This window comes from Streptomyces sp. DT2A-34, from assembly GCF_030499515.1.
Taxonomy (GTDB): Bacteria; Actinomycetota; Actinomycetes; order Streptomycetales; family Streptomycetaceae; genus Streptomyces.
Genome location: NZ_JASTWJ010000001.1, coordinates 7,354,323 through 7,371,029 on the forward strand (window position 1 = coordinate 7,354,323; position 16,707 = coordinate 7,371,029).

General features: G+C 71.2%; 16 protein-coding genes. 2 read left to right on the forward strand and 14 right to left on the reverse strand.

Annotated features, from left to right (window positions below; all coding sequences use genetic code 11):
- The first annotated feature begins 2 nt into the window (after positions 1-2).
- Positions 3-680, forward strand: a complete 678-nt coding sequence (gene dpgB, locus QQM39_RS32815) for an enoyl-CoA-hydratase DpgB (protein WP_302001171.1) — start codon at positions 3-5, stop codon at positions 678-680.
- Complete coding sequence (gene dpgC / locus QQM39_RS32820) at positions 677-1,999, forward strand: (3,5-dihydroxyphenyl)acetyl-CoA 1,2-dioxygenase DpgC (RefSeq protein ID WP_302001172.1); 1,323 nt, start codon at positions 677-679, stop codon at positions 1,997-1,999. Before dpgB ends, dpgC begins: the two co-directional genes overlap by 4 nt.
- A gap of 58 nt (positions 2,000-2,057) precedes the next feature.
- Here dpgC and QQM39_RS32825 read toward each other — a convergent pair whose 3' ends face one another.
- The 14 genes from QQM39_RS32825 to QQM39_RS32890 all read right to left on the reverse strand — a co-directional run bounded on the left by QQM39_RS32825 (position 2,058) and on the right by QQM39_RS32890 (position 16,667).
- Entirely contained in the window at positions 2,058-2,813 is a 756-nt protein-coding gene (locus QQM39_RS32825; RefSeq protein ID WP_302001173.1) for a hypothetical protein, read from the reverse strand.
- A 24-nt stretch (positions 2,814-2,837) separates the two neighbouring features.
- Positions 2,838-3,317 (reverse strand): hypothetical protein, encoded by a 480-nt coding sequence (locus QQM39_RS32830; protein WP_302001175.1) that lies wholly within the window; start codon positions 3,315-3,317, stop codon positions 2,838-2,840.
- Positions 3,318-3,325: 8 nt separating this feature from the next.
- The gene (locus tag QQM39_RS32835; protein WP_302001176.1) at positions 3,326-4,615 is read right to left on the reverse strand and encodes an MCE family protein; all 1,290 of its coding nucleotides are present in this window, start codon (positions 4,613-4,615) and stop codon (positions 3,326-3,328) included.
- Positions 4,612-5,877: an MCE family protein gene (locus QQM39_RS32840; protein WP_302003808.1), complete on the reverse strand. Its 1,266-nt coding sequence runs from the start codon at positions 5,875-5,877 to the stop codon at positions 4,612-4,614. The genes QQM39_RS32835 and QQM39_RS32840 overlap by 4 nt, the downstream gene beginning before the upstream one ends.
- 89 nt (positions 5,878-5,966) lie before the next feature.
- A complete protein-coding gene (locus QQM39_RS32845) occupies positions 5,967-7,100 on the reverse strand; it encodes an MCE family protein (RefSeq protein ID WP_302001177.1) in 1,134 nt (377 codons plus the stop codon).
- Complete coding sequence (locus QQM39_RS32850) at positions 7,097-8,188, reverse strand: MCE family protein (protein WP_302001179.1); 1,092 nt, start codon at positions 8,186-8,188, stop codon at positions 7,097-7,099. Before QQM39_RS32850 ends, QQM39_RS32845 begins: the two co-directional genes overlap by 4 nt.
- Positions 8,185-9,237, reverse strand: coding sequence for an MCE family protein (locus QQM39_RS32855; RefSeq protein ID WP_302001180.1), 1,053 nt, complete (start codon positions 9,235-9,237; stop codon positions 8,185-8,187). The genes QQM39_RS32850 and QQM39_RS32855 overlap by 4 nt, the downstream gene beginning before the upstream one ends.
- Positions 9,234-10,484 (reverse strand): MCE family protein, encoded by a 1,251-nt coding sequence (locus tag QQM39_RS32860; protein ID WP_302001181.1) that lies wholly within the window; start codon positions 10,482-10,484, stop codon positions 9,234-9,236. The genes QQM39_RS32855 and QQM39_RS32860 overlap by 4 nt, the downstream gene beginning before the upstream one ends.
- An 8-nt stretch (positions 10,485-10,492) precedes the next feature.
- Positions 10,493-11,296, reverse strand: coding sequence for an ABC transporter permease (locus tag QQM39_RS32865; RefSeq protein ID WP_302001182.1), 804 nt, complete (start codon positions 11,294-11,296; stop codon positions 10,493-10,495).
- Between the two features lie 3 nt (positions 11,297-11,299).
- On the reverse strand, positions 11,300-12,070 hold the full coding sequence (locus QQM39_RS32870) for an ABC transporter permease (protein ID WP_302001183.1): 771 nt from the start codon (positions 12,068-12,070) through the stop codon (positions 11,300-11,302).
- Positions 12,067-13,017 (reverse strand): ABC transporter ATP-binding protein, encoded by a 951-nt coding sequence (locus QQM39_RS32875; RefSeq protein ID WP_302001184.1) that lies wholly within the window; start codon positions 13,015-13,017, stop codon positions 12,067-12,069. Before QQM39_RS32875 ends, QQM39_RS32870 begins: the two co-directional genes overlap by 4 nt.
- Before the next feature lie 384 nt (positions 13,018-13,401).
- Complete coding sequence (locus QQM39_RS32880) at positions 13,402-14,457, reverse strand: RNA polymerase sigma factor (RefSeq protein WP_302001185.1); 1,056 nt, start codon at positions 14,455-14,457, stop codon at positions 13,402-13,404.
- 54 nt (positions 14,458-14,511) lie between these two features.
- Positions 14,512-15,540, reverse strand: coding sequence for a lytic transglycosylase domain-containing protein (locus tag QQM39_RS32885; RefSeq protein ID WP_302003809.1), 1,029 nt, complete (start codon positions 15,538-15,540; stop codon positions 14,512-14,514).
- A gap of 140 nt (positions 15,541-15,680) precedes the next feature.
- Positions 15,681-16,667, reverse strand: coding sequence for a hypothetical protein (locus tag QQM39_RS32890; protein ID WP_302001186.1), 987 nt, complete (start codon positions 16,665-16,667; stop codon positions 15,681-15,683).
- Positions 16,668-16,707: the final 40 nt, after the last annotated feature.

The window sequence follows — 16,707 nt, forward strand, 5'->3', positions numbered from 1 at the left end:
GGATGGATGTGAACAGACAGATGACGACGCCGCGCATACGGCTCGACGCCACACAGGGCATGGCGCGACTCACCAGGACGATCACCGCGTTCCGTGAGCGGGCCGAGGACGAGCGGGCCGGGGCGGCGGTGATCGAACTCGGCCCCGGCCACACGGACTGGCCGGGCTCCGTCGACGTCCACACGGTGAACAAGTGGGAGCGGGCCCTGCGGCAGTGGGAACGCCTGGACGCCGTCACCCTCGTGACCGCCTCCGGCGCGTGCGGCGGGCCCGCGTTCGACCTGCTCATGGCCGCGGACATCCGGATCGCCGCGCCCGACCTGCGGATCGCCCTGCCCACCGCGGCCGGCGGCTTCTGGCCCGGCATGGCCGTGCACCGGCTCACCCACCGCATCGGCGTCTCCCGCGCCCGCAGGCTCACCCTGTGCATGTCGGGCACCGGAGTGCTGGAGTCCTACCAGGCGCTCGACCTCGGCGTCGTCGACGAGATCACCGACGCGCTCGACGACCGCGTGGCCAAGGCCCTGGCGGGCAGCCCTTCCGGCGCCGAGGCCCGGCTGCTGCGCGGTCTGATCCTCGACGCCTCCGGCACCTCCTTCGAGGACGCCCTCGGCACCCATCTCGCCGCATGCGACCGGGCGTTGCGCGCCGCGGCCCCGGGGACGGGAGACGAGCGGTGACCGCCGCCCTGACCGCGGCCTGGCAGGGCCCCCGCGCCCTGGCCGTGCACGCCGAGGAAGTCCTGGCCCGCACACCGCGCAAGGCCGATCGCACCCCCGAGCAGGGGGCACGCCTGGACGCCGCGACGGACGACGCCCGGCGCGGGCGCACCGCGTTCCTGGCCGAGCACGGGCAGGCCGTGTACGACGCACTGACCGGGAACCGCACCCGGTATCTCTGGCTGGACGAACTCCTCGACGCAGCGGCCGAGTTGCTCGACGGCCTGGTGCCCACCCGCGAGCAGATGGCGGCCGAGGCCGGGCTCGCGCAGGCCGAGAAGGAAGGGCGGGAGATCGACCAGGCCGTCTTCTTCTCCGGCGTACTGCGGCACGAACGGGCCGGCCTCCACCTGATGGAGTCGCTGCTGCGGCCCACGGACCGCGCCCTGGCACTGCTGCCGGAGTTCACCGAGCGCGGCAGCGTCGAACTCGGCAGGCTGCACGTCGAGCGCGTCGGCGACGCGGCCCACCTGACGGTCACCAATCCGGACGCCCTCAACGCCGAGGACAACGACCTGATCGCCGCCATGGACGTCGGTGTCGACCTGGCGCTCCTCGACGACCGCGTCAAGGTCGGGGTGCTGCGCGGCGGAGAGATGACGCATCCGCGCTACCGGGGCCGCCGCGTCTTCAGCGCCGGCATCAACCTCCGCCACCTCGACGCGGGCCGGATCTCGTACACGGACTTCCTGCTGCGGCGCGAGCTGGGCTACCTCAGCAAGCTGCAGCGCGGCCTGCTCCCGGCCGACGCGAGCGGCAACCCGGTGACGAGCCGGAACGCCCCCTGGTCCACGCCGACCGTGCAGAAACCGTGGATCGCCGCCGTCGACAGCTTCGCCATCGGCGGCGGCATGCAGCTCCTCTTCGCCTTCGACCGGGTGATCGCCGCGTCCGACGCCTACTTCAGCCTGCCCGCCGCACAGGAAGGCATCATCCCGGGCGTGGCCAACCTGCGCCTGCCACGCATCGCGGGCAGCCGCCTGGCGCGCCAGGTCATCCTCTCCGGGCGGCGCATCCACGCCACCGAGCCGGAGGCCCGGCTGATCTGCGACACCATCGTCGACGCCGCCGACCCCGCCGCCCTCGACACGGCGGTCGCGGCCGCCGTCGAAGAGCTGGCGGCCCCCGCGGTGGTCGCGAACCGGCGGATGCTGGGCCTCGCCGAGGAGCCGCCGTCCGTACTGCGCGCCTACCTGGCGGAGTTCGCGCTCCACCAGGGCCTGCGCCTGTACGCGCCGGACGTCCTGGAGAAGACGACGAAGTTCGGCGGGACGTCCTGATGCCGTCGCCCCCCCATCCCTGTCCAGTGACCCATCCCTGTCCAGTGACCGGTCCACGTCAGAGAGCGTCGACCGCGCTCACCTTCCACCCGTCCGCCGTGCGCGTCATCGTCATCCGCACCCGGTTCAGATCCAACCGGGGCCCCGACACCTGCGTGCTCTCGGTGACCTGATTGACGAAGAGCAGCACCACGACCTTGTCCGCAGAGGCCGAGACGACGGAGGCCGCCGCCGGAGCTCCGGCGGTCGTGGGGGCGGCGACCGTTGCCTTCACCACGCCCCGGTACTTCTCGGCCGTCGGGCCGACCACCGTCTTGGTGGTCTTCCCGTACTCGTCGCGGAAGTCGCCGGTCAGATGGGCGCGGGCCTTCGCGAAGTCCTTGTCCAGGTGGCGGTAGTCGTACGACAGGACGACCGGCGCCGCCTTCCGCGCGGCCGCGACCGCCTCGGCTCGGGCGCTCTCCGCCTGCCGTCCGTCCTGGTACTGCCGGCCCAGTACGGCGGCCGCGATCAGTCCGGCCACGAAGAGGACGCCGAGCACCACGGTGAGCAGTCGGCGCCGCCGGCGCCGGCCCCCGCCCTCCGGCGCCGCGTCCCGCGCCGCGTCCTCCTCGAACGACTCCACCGACGGCTCGGGCGGGTCGTCCCAGCCGTCCTTCGGCGCCTCGATGAGCACCGTGCGTCCGGCCACGGTGGCCTCCGGGGCCGGCTCCCGGTGGCCGCGCTCCGCCCGCTTGGCCGCCGCGCGGGCTGCCGCGGTCATGCCGCGCCGGGCGGGGGAAACGGGGGCGCGGCCCGTCGTCGTCTTCGTCATGGTCGTACTCCTCACTCGTGCCGGTCAGCCGACGAACTCGACGTCGGACGTCAGCCAACGGCCGTCCCGGTGCACCAGGTCCAGCTGGAGCCGGTAGGTGCGTGCCTCGCCCTGGGGGGCCGCCGTGTTGGTCACCTTGCTGTCGGCGACCACCAGGACACGGGCCGCGTTCTCGTCGGAGCGGACGATGCCGGCCTCCAGGACCTGGCCCTCGGAGACGGACTTGTTCTCCGCCACCAGCCGCGTCAGCTGCTCCGTCTGCGCCGTGAACTGCTTCTTGAAGTCGCCGGTCGCGCCTGCCAGGACGTTCGCGCTGTCGCGGTCGTAGTGCCGGTAGTCGAGGGAGGTGAAGTTCAGCGCCGACTGGCGGGCCGCGGACAGGATGTCCTGGCGGCGCTGGTCCGCCTCGCGTTGTGCGTAGAGGCCGAGGGTCAGCCAGATCGTCAGTGCTGTGGTGAGGACCGTCGCCACGACCAGTCCCACCGCCATCGCCCTGGAGCTCATCACGCTCCTCATGCCATCGGGCCAACGAGCAGCCATTGCCACGACTCCTTTCCGAACACGGCCCGCTGGCCGCCCGTCGAGCCGATCTCGACGTTCCTTCCGTCCGGGCCGGTGGTGGTGCCGGTCTCCGGGTCGTACGGGGTGACGTATGCCGCCTGATGCGAGCCGCTGCCGGAGGCCGACGCGCCGGGGGCGTTCTGGGCGCCCCGCACCGATGACTGGCTGCCCCGCGGGAGCGTGCAGCGGGCGTTCGTGTTCGCCTCGCGTGTGCTCGTGTCGGCGGGGTCGCGGCGCGCCGTGCCGTAGCCCTGGGTGCAGGCCGGCGGGTCGTCGGCGTTCACGACCAGGCCGAAGTGGGTCGTGCCGTCACCCGGGATCACCGTGTAGCTGCCCGCCACCATGACCGGGAAGGTGACCAGGGCCTGCTCCACGCCGGGCAGTCTGGCCAGCGTCACCTGGCCGCCGCTGATCAGGTTGGCCAGCAGCACCGACAGCTCCGGGTCGACCGACTTCAGCAGCGAGTTCACCTCCTGTGCCGCCGGCCTCGCGTTGCCGATCAGCTTGCGCAGGTCACCGTCGCTCGCCTTCAACTGGGCTGTGAGGGTTGCCAGATCGTGCGCGAACGACTTGATCGACGAGCCTTGGTCCGCCTGCGTCTTGAGGACCCTGCTCGAGTCCTCGATGAGCGCGATCGTCTCCGGCAGGGCGTCCGATGCCGACTCGATCAGGCCGTTGCCCGACTCCACCAGGCGGCTCAGGTTCGGGCCGGTTCCGGCGAACGCCTCGCCCAACTCGTCGACCGTGATCCGCAGGTCGTCCTTGCCCACCGAGTTCACCAGCCGGTCCAGGCTGAGGACCAGTTCCGTCGTCGGCAGCGGTACGCGGGTGTTCCGGCGCGGGATGCTGCTGCCGTCGAGCAGGTACGGGCCGTCGGACGTGCGGGGTTGCAGGTCGACGTACTGCTCGCCCACCGCCGAGCGGTTCGCGACCACGGCAAGGGTGTCCGCCGGGATGCGCGGCGCCCCGTCCTTGATGTCCAGGGTGACCGAGACACCGCCGGAGCCGGACCCGGAGCCCCTCAGGTGCAGCGCGCCCACCTTCCCCACCGGCACCCCGCGATACGTCACCTCGGCGCCGGGGAAGACGCCCCCGGAGTCGGTGAAGTCGGCGCGCACGGTGTAGCCGCGGTCCAGGACGGCGTCGACGAGGCCGGTGTACTCGGCGCCTACGTACGACACGCCTACGGCGGTGATGGTGGCGAAGGCCAGCAGTTGGACCTTGACCGTACGGGTGATCACGGCTGGACCCCCTTCAGCATCAGCTCGGCGAGTTCGAGGTTGATCCCCTCGGGCCAGTCGCCCCCGGCCACATAGGCGGCCGTGCACACCGGCGGGCACAGCAGGTCGCCGCCGCCCCCGGACGGGGCCGAGGGGGACGACGGCACGCTCGGACCGCTCGGCAGCGCCGTGGGCGTGGGCACGCCCGGCAGCTCCGGGAGATCCGGTACGTCCGGCAGGTCAGGGGCCTCGGGAAGCTCGGGCCCCTGGGTCCCCCCGTCGCCGCCCCGGCCGCCGTCCGGCTCGTCGGTCAAGTTGCCGTAGATCCCGGCCAGGTCGAGGTCCGCGGTGATGTGGAGGTTGACGTAGTCGCCCTTGATGGCGTCCACCGCGTTGCGCGGGAAGGGGTAAGTGGTGAGCAGTTCAAGGGAGTTGGGCAGGTCGTCACCCGCCTTGTTGAGCTGCTGCAGGATCGGGCGGAGCCGCTTCAGGTTGGCGACCGTGTCGTCGTGCGAGGCGTTGACCACCTTGGTGCCCGTCCTGCCGAGCTTCGACAGCGCGGTGAGCATGCGCGTCAGGTCGCGCCGCTGGTCGGCCAGGACCTTGAGAGCCGGTGGCATCTCCTCCACCGCGTCGGCGATGGTCTCCTTCTCCTTGCCGAGGCGTTTGGCGAGTCGGTCCACGGCCTTCAGTGCCCGGACGATGTCCTGCTTCTGCTTGTCCAGGCCGCCCAGGAACGTGTCCAGCTCCTTCAACAGCGACTTGACCCGGTTCTCCCGCCCCTCCAGCGCCTTGTTCAGCTCCACGGTGATCGTCTTGAGCTGGGCCACTCCGCCGCCGTTGAGCAGGGCGGACAGCGCCGACAGCACCTCCTCGATCTCCGGGTTGCGGCCGCTGCGGGACAGGGGGATCACATCGCCGTCGCCGAGGCGGCCGACCGGTGTGGTGGCCGGCGGCTTGGACAGCGCCACGTACTTCTCGCCGAGCATGCTGGTCTGGCGCAGTTCCGCGATCGCGTTGGCGGGCAGCTTCACCGAGTCGGCGACCCGCAGGCGCACGCGCGCGTGCCAGCCCTTCAGCTCCACCTTCTCGACCGCGCCGACCGTGACGTTGTTGACCTTCACCGCCGACTGCGGCACCAGGTCGAGGACGTCGCGGAACTCCACGGTGACGTGGTAGGCGTTCCCGTCCGATGCCGCTCCGCCGGGCAGCTGGACGTCGTACCAGCCGTTGAACTCGCAGCCGGTCAGCAGCAGTGAGCCGACTGCCGCCCACGCCGCCATCCCGCCTCTGCCCGGCATGCCCTTGCGCGGCATGCCCTTGCCCGGCATGCCCCTGCGCGGCGCGCGCTCGACGCTCATGCGCTCGACACTCATGCGCTCGCCCCCAGAATTCCGCCGAGCGTGCGATCGACCGTGCCCGTGACCGCCGTGCCGCCCTGCGGCAGCTCCGGCAGCGAGTCGAACAGCTCCCTCAGCTCCTCGCAGTCGGGGTTGTCGCCGCCCTCGTCCCCGGTCGTCCGCAGCACCGAGCACAGCAGTGACGCCGGATCCTGCGCCTGATCGGCGTTGTTGCGGGTGTCGAGGGTGCCGGCCGCCGGGTTGTAGGCGTTGTTCAGGTTCGACATGCCGGTCGGGGCGACTTCCAACAGCTCCTCCAGCGCGGCCCGTTGGGTGACGAGCACCTTGGTCACCTTGCTGAGACCCTCCACGTTCGAGGTCAGCGACTTCTTGTTCTTCTTCACGAAGGCCGACACATCGCCCAGCGCCGTCCCGAGGTGCTTCAGCGCCGCCGCCAAGTCCTTTCGCTCGCCCGCCAGTTGATCCGCCACCTTCGCGAGGCTGCTGTTGAACGACCGCACGCTCTTGTCGTCCGCCGCCAGCGCCGCCGTGAAGACCTGGAGGTTGCGGATCGTGCCGAACAGGTCCGTGCGGCCGTCGGACAGGGTGGTGACCGCCGCCGCGAGGTCCTCGACCGTCCGGTTGAGGTTCTTGCCCTGGCCGTCCAGGTTGTCCGCGCTCACTCCGAGCAGCCGGGACAGGGAGCCGTCCTTGTTGGCGCCGTCCGGGCCGAGCGCCTCGGCCGTGGTGTGCAGGCTGTCGAAGACGCGGTCGAGTTCGACGGGTACGGCCGTACGGGACTCGGGGATCTCGTCCCCGGTCCGCAGCACCGGCCCGCTGCCCCGGTACACCGGCAGCAGCTGTAGGTAACGGTCGCTGACCACCGAGGAGTTGATGATGGCGGCCTGTGCGTCCGCCGGGACCTTGCGGCCGGCGTCGTACTCCAGCTCCACCCGCACCCGGCCGCCCTCCGGCGTGATCTCCTTGACCTCGCCGATCCGGACGCCCAGCACGCGCACGTCCGAGCCCGGGTAGATGCCGACCGTGCGCGGGAAGTACGCCGTGACGCGGACCGGCTCGGGGCGGGGCCACAGTACGCAGGCGAGCGCGGCGACGACGGTCAGTACCGTCAGCAGGGCCAGGCGCTTCCTCCAACGGCTGCTCACCGTGCACCTCCCGTCCGCGTCCGCGGCACCACCGGAGCAGCGACCAGGTTCTGGACGTAGGAGTCGAACCAGCGGCCGTTGCCGAGGGTGTTGGTGAACAGCCGCGTATAAGGGGCGAGGAGCTTGATGCTCCGGTCCAGGCTGGATTGGTTGCGCTCAAGCATCTCCACCACGCGGTTCAGGCCCTTGAGTGCGGGCCCGATCTCCTTGTCGTTGTCCTGGACGAGGCCGGAGAGCTGGATGCCGAGGGCGGCGGAGCTCTTCAGCAGTTTGTGGATCGCCTCGCGGCGCCTGCTGATCTCCCGGAACAGCTTGTCGCCGTCCTTGACCAGGGTGGTGAAGTCCGATGACCGGTCGGCCAGTACGCCCGTGACGCCGTTGGCGTGGTCCAGCAGTTCGCGCAGCGCCTTGTCGCGGGACGCGACCGTCCGGGAGATCTGCGACAGGCCCTTGATGGACGCCCGTACCTCTTCCGGCGAGTCCTCGAAGGTGGTCGAGAGGGTGTCCAGGGCCTTCGCCACGCGGTCGGTGTCGACCTCCTCCGTCGTGGTGGTGAGGTCGCTGAAGGCCTGGACGACGTCGTAGGCCGGGACAGTGCGCTTGAGCGGGATCTCGCTGCCGGGCGCCAACTGGCCGCCGCCCTTGGGGTGCAGTGCGAGGTACTTCGCGCCGAGGACCGTCTTGACCCGGATCGAAGCGCCGGTCTCGGTGCCGAAGCCGGGCTCGCCCTTGATCTTGAAGGTGACCTTGACGTGGTCGCCGTCCAGGTCGACCTCCTCCACCTTGCCGACCTTGACCCCGGCGATCCGCACCTCGTCACCGGGCTTGAGACCGCCCGCCTCGGCGAACGCCGCGCTGTACGTCTCGCCGTCACCGATCACCGGCAGGCGGTCGGCGTTGAACGCGGCCACCGTCAGCAGGGCGAGGACGGTGAGCCCGACGGCGCCGATGACGACGGGATTGCGCTCGCGGAAGGGGGAGAGGTGCGGGCGGCGGAACCGGATGCGGGGGAGCCGTGGCAGCCGCACAATCCGCGGCGGCTCGACCCGCACCTTGAACAGCGGCGCCGGGCGTGTCCTACGGCTCATGCCCCGCACCTCGCCCTCGCCACATGCAGATCGGGCGTGAGCACCTGCTGGGACCCTGTCTTCGTCTTCGGCAGCACGATCCGGCCGTCGAAGTCGCAGAGGTAGAAGTTGAACCAGGAGCCGTAGGACGCCGTCCCGGTCAGCTCGTTCAGCTTGTTCGGCAGCCGCTTCAGCACGCCCTCCACGGTCTTCTCGTTGTCGTTCAGCGTTCCGGTGAGTTCGGTCAGCTCGGCGATGTCGTCCTTCAGCGGCGGACGTGCGTCCTTCAGCAGGCCCGAGGTGGCCTCCGTCAGGTCGCCGATGCTCACCAGGGACTGCCCGATGGGCTTGCGGTCGGCGGACAGGCCCGAGATGACCCGGCGCAGCTGCTTGAGCAGACCGGAGAACCGGGCGCCGCGCTGGTCCAGCGTCCCCAGCACGGTGTTGAGGTTGTCGATCACCGAGCCGATCAGCTGGTCGCGGCCGGCCAGCGTCGAGGTGAGCGACGCCGTGTGCACGAGCAGGCTGTTGACGGTGCCGCCCTCGCCCTGGAGGGTCTTGATGATCTCGGTGGCGAGCTGGTTGACGTCCTTCGGGCTGAGCGCGGCGAACAGCGGCTTGAAGCCGTTCAGCAGCGCGTTGAGGTCAAGGGCGGGCTGGGTGCGGGACAGCGGGATCGTCGCGCCGGGCCGCAGCAGCCGGGTGCCGTCGCCCGTGCCCTCGGTCAGCGCGACATACCGCTGGCCGACCAGGTTGCGGTAGCGGATGACCGCGCCCGTGCTGGTGAGCAGCGGCCGTTCCTGGCTGACCGTGAAGGTGACCTCGGCCAGCGTCCGGTCCTTGATCCGGATTCCCTCGACCTCGCCGACCCGCACCCCGGCCACCCGGATGTCGTCGCCCTCCTCCAGGCCGGTCACATCGCTGAAGACCGCGTGATAGCGATGCTCCGGGGTGAAGGAGATGTTCACGATGGTGGCGGCGAGCAGGGTCGTCGCCAGGATGGTCACCAGCGCGAAAACGCTGAACTTGATCAAGGGGGCAGCGGTCTGCCGTGCGCCTGCGGTTCTCATGCGACGCTCACCGCCGTCCCGCGCGCCAGCGGTCCGAACAGCAGCGTCGCGACCGGCGGCACCTCGTCGGCGGGCACACCCAGGGCCGGGGCCACGAGCGAGCCGACCGCCCGCTGCTCCGCCCGGGTGGCGGACACGCCGAGCGGGCCGCCCGCGGAGGAACCCGCGGCCTTCGAACCGTCGTCGAGGTGTGCCCCGGGCGCCGGCACCGGCGGGTTCGGCAGATCCCGGCAGTCGGGCCCGGACCGCTCGCCGTAACGCGGCTCCTCACCCGGCTCGTACGCCCCTTGCGGCCGTACGACCTCCAGCGTGATGTGCATCTTGCCGCCCCGGAACGCCTCCTCCGAGGCCTTCTCCTGCCGGACCAGACCGGCCAGCAGACACGGGTACTCGGGGGAGTAGCGGGCGAACAGCTCCAGGGTCGGACGGGAGACCTGGCCGAGGGTGATGAGCCGGTCGCCGTTCTTGTCGAGGAAGTCCTCGGCCGTCCCCGCGACGGTCGCCGTGGTCTTCAACGCGGCCGCCAGCCGGTCCTTCTGCTCCACGATCGTGCGGCTGGTGGTGACGGTGTTGCGCAGGATCTCCATCAGGTCGGGTGCCGCGTCGCCGTAGATCTCGGCGACCTCGGCGAAGCGCGCGATGTTCTCGGTGAGGGTGGGCAGATGGGGGTTGAGGCGGCGCAGGTAGGCCTCCAGGCGTGTGAGGTTGTCGCCGATCCGGTCGCCGCGGCCCTCCAGGGCGGTGGCGAAGGCGGAGAGGGTGGCGTTGAGCTTGCCGGGCTGGACGGTGCGCAGCAGGGGCATCAGGTCGTTCAGCAGCTGCTGCACCTCGATGCCGACGCGGGTGCGGTCCTGGGTGATGACGTCACCGGCGCGGATCGGGCGGGCCGAGGAGGACCCGGCGCCGGCGGGCGGCACCAGGTCGACGTACTTCTCGCCGAACAGCGTCTTGGGCAGCAGGCGTGCGTGCACGTCGGACGGGATGTGGGCGACGTGCTCCGGTTTCAGCGCGATGTCCAGCGTCGCCTTCGTCCCGTCGGCGTGCACCTCGCGCACCTCGCCGACCAGCAGCCCGCGCAGCTTGACGTCGGCCCGCGGATCGAGCTGGTTGCCGAGGCTGTCGGCCTCCAGGGTGATCCGCACGACCGGCGTGAACACCTGCCGGTAGACGGCGACCGACAGCGACAGCAGCAGCGCGAGTACGGCCAGGAACACGACCCCGTACAACCGCAGTCTCAGTACCCTCATACGGCGGCTCACCCCGCGATCCTTACGGTCGTGCTGGCGCCCCAGATCGCGAGCGACAGGAAGAAGTCGAGGACGTTGATCGCCACGATCGAGGTCCGCACCGCACGGCCCACCGCCACGCCGACCCCCGCCGGGCCGCCGCTCGCGTAGTAGCCGTAGAAGCAGTGCACGAGGATGATCAGGACGGCGAAGACGAGCACCTTGCCGAAGGACCAGAGCACGTCGACCGGGGGCAGGTACTGCTGGAAGTAGTGGTCGTACGTGCCCGCCGACTGGCCGTAGTAGACGGTGGTGATGGTGCGGGCGGCCAGGTACGAGGACAGCAGGCCGATCACATACAGCGGGATCACGGCCACGAATCCGGCGATCATCCGCGTCGTCACCAGGAACGGCAGCGAGGGCACGCCCATGACTTCGAGGGCGTCCGTCTCCTCGCTGATCCGCATCGCGCCGAGCTGGGCCGTGAACCCGGCGCCGACGGTCGCGGACAGCGCGAGTCCCGCCACCAGCGGGGCGATCTCCCGGGTGTTGAAGTACGCCGACAGGAACGCCACGAAGTTGGACGTGCCGAGCTGGTTGAGGGCCGCGTAGCCCTGGAGGCCGACCTCGGTGCCGGTGAAGAAGGACAGGAAGGCGATCACGCCGACCGTGCCGCCCACGACAGCGAGTGCGCCGCGGCCGAAACTCACCTCGGCGAGCAGCCGCAGGATCTCCTTCTTGTAGCGGCGCAGGGTGCGGCCGGTCCAGGCCAACGACCGCCCGTAGAAGGACAGCTGGGCACCCAGCTCCTCCAGACCTTTCAACAGCGCCATGCCTCAGCCCCTCTGGGGAACGACTTGGAAGTACACGGCGGTCATCACGAAGTTCGTCACGAACAGCAACATGAAGGTGATCACCACCGACTGGTTCACGGCGTCGCCCACACCCTTCGGGCCGCCCTTGGCGGTCAGTCCCTTGTACGAGGCGACGATCCCGGAGATCGCGCCGAAGACGAGTGCCTTGACCTCGGCCGCCCACAGGTCGGAGAGCTGGGCGAGCGTGGTGAAGGAGGCGAGGTAGGCGCCCGGAGTGCCGTTCTGCAGGACGACGTTGAAGAAGTAGCCGCCCGCCACGCCGACCACCGACACCAGGCCGTTGAGCAGCACGGCCACGACCATCGACGCCAGCACGCGCGGCACGACCAGGCGATGGATGGGGTCGATGCCGAGCACCTGCATCGCGTCGATCTCGTCCCGGATCTTCCGCGCCCCGAGGTCGGCGCAGATCGCCGTGCCGCCGGCGCCCGCGATGAGCAGCGCGGTGACGATCGGCGAGGCCTCGCGCAGTACGGCGAGCACGGAGGCGGCGCCCGAGAAGGACTGGGCGCCGAGCTGCCGGGTCAGGCTGCCGATCTGGAGAGCGATGACCGCGCCGAAGGGGATGGAGACGAGCGCCGTCGGCAGGATGGTGACGCTCGCGACGAACCACGCCTGCTGGATGAACTCCCTTGCCTGGAACGGCCGTCGGGGAATCGTCCGGACGACGTCCAGCGCCATCGCGAACAGGTTCCCCGACTGCCGCAGGGCTCCGGTGGGCGACAGTCTCATACGTCCGCCACCACCTTCCGGTGCCTGAGCTCCGCCTCCCGCCGGGCGATCGCCTCCCAGCGGGGCGGGCGGGTGATGCCCGGCCCCGGCAGCAGGCGGGGAGTCAGTGCCTGGCTGCCGGGAGACTGTGGGCCCTTGCCGTCGTCGCCGAGGGCGGCGAGCTCCTGCTCGACCTGGGCGGCGTCCTTCTCCTCCGCCATGCCGATCGGGCCCTGCATACGGCCGTTCAGGAACTGCCGTACGACGGGCTCGTCGCTGGTCAGCAGCTCCTCGCGGGGCCCGAACATCACCAGCTCGCGGCGGAACAGCAGCCCGATGTTGTCCGGGACCTGTCGGGCCGAGGCGATGTCGTGTGTGACGATCAGGAAGGTCGCGTCGATCTGGGCGTTGAGGTCGACGATGAGCTGGTTGAGGTAGGCGACGCGGACCGGGTCCAGGCCCGAGTCGGGCTCGTCGAAGAGGATGATCTCCGGGTCGAGCACGAGGGCCCGGGCCAGGCCCGCCCGCTTCCGCATCCCGCCGGAGATCTCGCCGGGCAGCTTCCCCTCGGCGCCGATCAGCCCGACCATGTCCATCTTCTCCAGCACGATCCGCCGGATCTCGCTCTCGGACTTACGGGTGTGCTCGCGCAGCGGGAAGGCGATGTTGTCGTACAGGTTCATCGAGCCGAACAGCGCGCCGTCCTGGAACAGCACGCCGAAGAGCTTGCGCACCTCGTACAGGTCGTGCTCGCGGAGCTTCGTGATGTCCCGGCCCTGGATCGTGATCGACCCGCGCTCCGGCTTCAGCAGTCCGACGAGCGTCTTGAGGAACACCGACTTGCCCGTGCCCGAGGGCCCGAGCATGACCGAGACCTCCCCGGCAGGCAGCGTCAGTGAGACGTCCTGCCAGATGACCTGGTGACCGAAGGACTTGGTCAGCCCTTCCACACAGATCTCGACACCCATCCGGTTCACCCTTCAGCCGTGGAGCAGCTCTGACATCTGCTCTACGGGGAGGGGGCGGGCGTCCGTCGTTTCCGTGGCGGATTTTTTTCGGGCGGGTTTCGGGGTGGGGGATTTGGGGCGGCTTACGGTCGTGTGTCCGCGGCTACGGCAGTGAGCTCGCTGTCGGCGTGGGGAGCGAGGAGGGCGACGGTGCGGGGGCGGAGATGCCCGGAATCGCCGTCGCGTCCGCTGTGTTCTTCGTGTCCGTCGTGTCCGTCGGATCGACGGAGGGGCCTGCGGGACCTGCGGCGCGGAGAGCATCGGCAGCCGTCACTGAGGTGGCGGACTCTTTCGAGCGGGTTACCGGGCGGGGTTTGGGGAGGGTTTACGGTCGCCTGGTCGGGGCTATGGCAGTGCGTCAGCCGTCGGCACGGGGAGCGAGTCGGACGGTACGGCGGCGGAGGCGTCGGGGAGCGTCGGGAGGGCCGTGTCCGTCGGGACGGCGGAGGGGGTGCCCGGCAGGTCGGGGACGGCGGGCAGCTCCGGAACGTCCGGCACCTCGGGGGCCTGTGGGATCTCCGGGGCGGAGAGCACCGGCAGCGGGGACACCGACACCTCCGGGACCTGCGGCACTGACGGCACGGACAGCGGCAGGAACGATTCCCCCGACGGCGACCCGGTCGCCTTCCGCTCGGCCCCCGTGGCCGTGGGACGGTTCCCCTCAGGCGTACGGCCGCCATCGCCGCTGCCCGGCCGCAGCGCCTCCGCGTCGGGCGAGGCGACGGAGGGCCGAGGGGCCGTACCGCCTCCACGGTCGCTCCCGTCGAGGGCGTACGGCAGCACGAGCCCGGCCATCGCCAAGGTCGCCGCCGTCGAGGCCACCGCCATGGCCGGGGTCTTGCCGGCCGGCCTCGGCCGCCCCCACCCGATCAGGAACAGCGCGAACCCGAGCGTGGCCGCCAGCGACTGCCGCAGCGTCCGCCGCGCCCGGGCCAGCAGCGACTCGACGGTCCGGTAGCTGAGCCCCATCTTTACGGCGACCTGCCCGACGTCGAGGTCCTCCGACTTCAGCCGCAGCGCTTCGGCCTGCCGTGCGGGCAGCTCACCACTGCGCACGGCCAGCCACTTCGCCTCGGCCCGGTCGCACACCGCCTCCTCGACGGGCACGGGGCCGGGGGCGATGAGCGTCGGGCTGGTGTGCACCACGGCCTCGCGGTTGACCTGCCGGTAGCGGTCGACGCACAGCCGCATCGTCACCGTCGTCAGCCATGCGGCGAGCCGCTCGTCGTCCAGGTCGGGGCGTTCGGCGGCGCGCAGCATCGCCTCGTGCACCGCGTCCTCGGCGTCCTCCGCACTCATCGACCTGCGCCGGGCCACCTTGAGCAACTGCTCGCGGTGGCCCCACATGCGCTGCCAACGCTCGTCGGCCGCGTCCATCTCCGCAGGCATGTCCGTCGCCATGAGGGCCCCTTCGCGCTCACTCACCGGACTCGTACCGTCCGGCGGGGCGCGACATTACCGCCGAGTATCCCCGGTTGTGGAGGGGGTGGCGGTCATCGAGTCCGCGCCGTTACTGGTCAGCGGGCCGTCGCCGAGCGGCAGGTCGTCGCCGGGGAGGTCGATGTCCGAGGCGGGGAGGGGGAGTTGCGGTGTGTCCGTCTCCTCAGGGTCGGTGGCCGGACGGGACGGGGCGGGAGCCGGCGAGGAGGGGGCCGGCGGCGTGGGGGACGGGGTGGCGGTCGGGCGCCGGGCGGTGGGTGCCGGTGAGGAGCCGTCGTCCGGCTTCCCGGGGGACCGTGACGGCTCGGGGTGGGCCGGGGCGCCGGTGGAGCTGTCCGGCACCACCTGGTGACCTTCCAGGAAGTACGCGTACCAGGCCCTGACCGTGCGCAGATACGCCGTCGAGTGGTTGTAGCCGAGGATCGCCCGGTCCAGCTCGGCGGGGACGGACAGGTCGCGTCCGCCCGCGCACAGGTAGCGGCCGGCGGCGAGCGCCGCGTCGAAGACGTTGTTCGGGTCGCTGCGCCCGTCGCCGTTGCCGTCCGCGCCCCACCGGGCCCACGTCGACGGGATGAACTGCATCGGCCCGACCGCCCGGTCGTACGCCGTGTCCCCGTCGTGGGCCCCGCCGTCGGTGTCCCGGATCAGCGCGAAGGCCACGCCGTCCAGCCGCGGGCCGAGGATCGGCGCCACGGTCGTACCGTCCGACGTCACCCGGCCGCCCCGTGCCTGCCCGGACTCCACCTGCCCGATCGCCGCCAGCAACTGCCACCGCAGCCGGCAGCCGGGCGCCTCGCGCGCGAGCCGTTCCTCGGCCCGTCGGTAGGCGGCGAACACGCTCGCGGGCAGCGCGGCGCCCGTCTGCCCCGAAGCCTGTGCCTTGTCGCCGTCGCGCTTTCCGGTCCGCAGCGGCGGCAGCTCCGTGCGGTACGGGGTGTCGCCGGAGACGCTCGGGCCGTGCTCGGCGTCCGTCTGCCTCGGTGCCGGCGCCGAGGCGCGCGCCGGGACCGCCCCCGGTGCCTGTGACGCGGTCAGCGCCACCATCGCCGCCACCGCCGCCGCCGTACCTCTGGCGGCTCTGCCTCCGTGCCCTGCCACGTTCTGTTCCCCTCCCTGCAGACGACTGTCGTCTGCTCTACGCACCAGGGAGGGGCGTCCGTCGCGGGGGTTTTCCGGGCGTGCCGCTAGGGCGGTTTCCGTACGCCGCTCAGCGCCTCCTCCGCCCGCTGGTCGACGATGTGAGTGACCAGGTGCTGGGCCGCTCCGAAGACGACCGACCAGCCGAGGATCTGCGCGGAGCTGTCGAGGTCGCTCAGGCCGGGTACGAAAGCCCCCTTGATGAGCATGATTCCGGCCACGGCGGAGAGCGCGCCCACGGGGAACTTCAGCACAGCCGTGGCGAGCGGCAGGCGGAACTTGTACTGCGTGGCCTGGTTCACATGGAGGTGGTGCACCGCCGCGACCACCGTCAGGGCCGCTCCGATGAGCCCCGCGAACTCCACGGTCAGGACGTCCAGGCTGTTGGAGAATCTGCCGGTGACGACATCCGTGGGGGCGGGGGCCTCGGCCGCCGGAGGCAGGCCCTCGGGAGGGACCTCCTTCTCGCCGGTGGGGCAGACGACCCGGTTGCCGGGCGGCTGGGGGCGAAAGCACAGATCCAGGGACTCCTTGTCCCAGTAGCCCCACAACGCCAGCGCGACCAGGCCCAGCGTCGCCGCCCCCGTGACGATCCACAGCAGGTCGGCCAGCACGCGCACCCGCCGGTACTTGCCGCCCAGGGCCGCGTGGGCGAAGCCGAGAGCCCGGACCAGGGCGCTCCGCTCCTGGTCGGTGAGCGGCTCGTCGCCGGCTTCGGCCTTCTCGGCGATCTCCTCGACCGCATGCCGCTGGGGACTGTCCTCCGGCAGGTGCCGGCGCACGATGCCCAGGACTTCGGGAGTACGCGCCCGAACCTCGTCGTCCGAAGCCAGGGAGAGCAGATCGGCCTCGGCGGCGCGGATGTTCGACCAGGCGCGTTCGAGGGTGCCGGATCTGGGCCGGAACCGTGAGGCGTTCAGGCATGCTTCCTCGGCTTGCTGGAGATGCCCTTTCACTCCGTCGAGCACGGCCTGCCGTCGGCCGTCGGTGTCGTCCACGGCACGGCGTTCCTCTTTCGCGAGCTGAGTTCTCATCCGTGCGATCACCGTCAGCGGAAGCTCGCGCCAGGCTCCG

Bases quoted from the DNA above. Each gene is read 5' to 3' on its own strand.
- QQM39_RS32865 (WP_302001182.1), bottom strand. From the start codon at position 11,296: ATGGCGCTGTTGAAAGGTCTGGAGGAGCTGGGTGCCCAGCTGTCCTTC.
- QQM39_RS32840 (WP_302003808.1), bottom strand. From the start codon at position 5,877: ATGGCGGCGTGGGCGGCAGTCGGCTCACTGCTGCTGACCGGCTGCGAG.
- dpgB (WP_302001171.1), top strand. From the start codon at position 3: ATGGATGTGAACAGACAGATGACGACGCCGCGCATACGGCTCGACGCC.
- QQM39_RS32890 (WP_302001186.1), bottom strand. From the start codon at position 16,667: ATGAGAACTCAGCTCGCGAAAGAGGAACGCCGTGCCGTGGACGACACC.
- QQM39_RS32880 (WP_302001185.1), bottom strand. From the start codon at position 14,457: ATGGCGACGGACATGCCTGCGGAGATGGACGCGGCCGACGAGCGTTGG.
- QQM39_RS32855 (WP_302001180.1), bottom strand. From the start codon at position 9,237: ATGAGAACCGCAGGCGCACGGCAGACCGCTGCCCCCTTGATCAAGTTC.
- QQM39_RS32885 (WP_302003809.1), bottom strand. From the start codon at position 15,540: ATGGTGGCGCTGACCGCGTCACAGGCACCGGGGGCGGTCCCGGCGCGC.
- QQM39_RS32860 (WP_302001181.1), bottom strand. From the start codon at position 10,484: ATGAGGGTACTGAGACTGCGGTTGTACGGGGTCGTGTTCCTGGCCGTA.
- QQM39_RS32850 (WP_302001179.1), bottom strand. From the start codon at position 8,188: ATGAGCCGTAGGACACGCCCGGCGCCGCTGTTCAAGGTGCGGGTCGAG.
- QQM39_RS32870 (WP_302001183.1), bottom strand. From the start codon at position 12,070: ATGAGACTGTCGCCCACCGGAGCCCTGCGGCAGTCGGGGAACCTGTTC.
- QQM39_RS32825 (WP_302001173.1), bottom strand. From the start codon at position 2,813: ATGACGAAGACGACGACGGGCCGCGCCCCCGTTTCCCCCGCCCGGCGC.
- QQM39_RS32830 (WP_302001175.1), bottom strand. From the start codon at position 3,317: ATGAGCTCCAGGGCGATGGCGGTGGGACTGGTCGTGGCGACGGTCCTC.
- QQM39_RS32875 (WP_302001184.1), bottom strand. From the start codon at position 13,017: ATGGGTGTCGAGATCTGTGTGGAAGGGCTGACCAAGTCCTTCGGTCAC.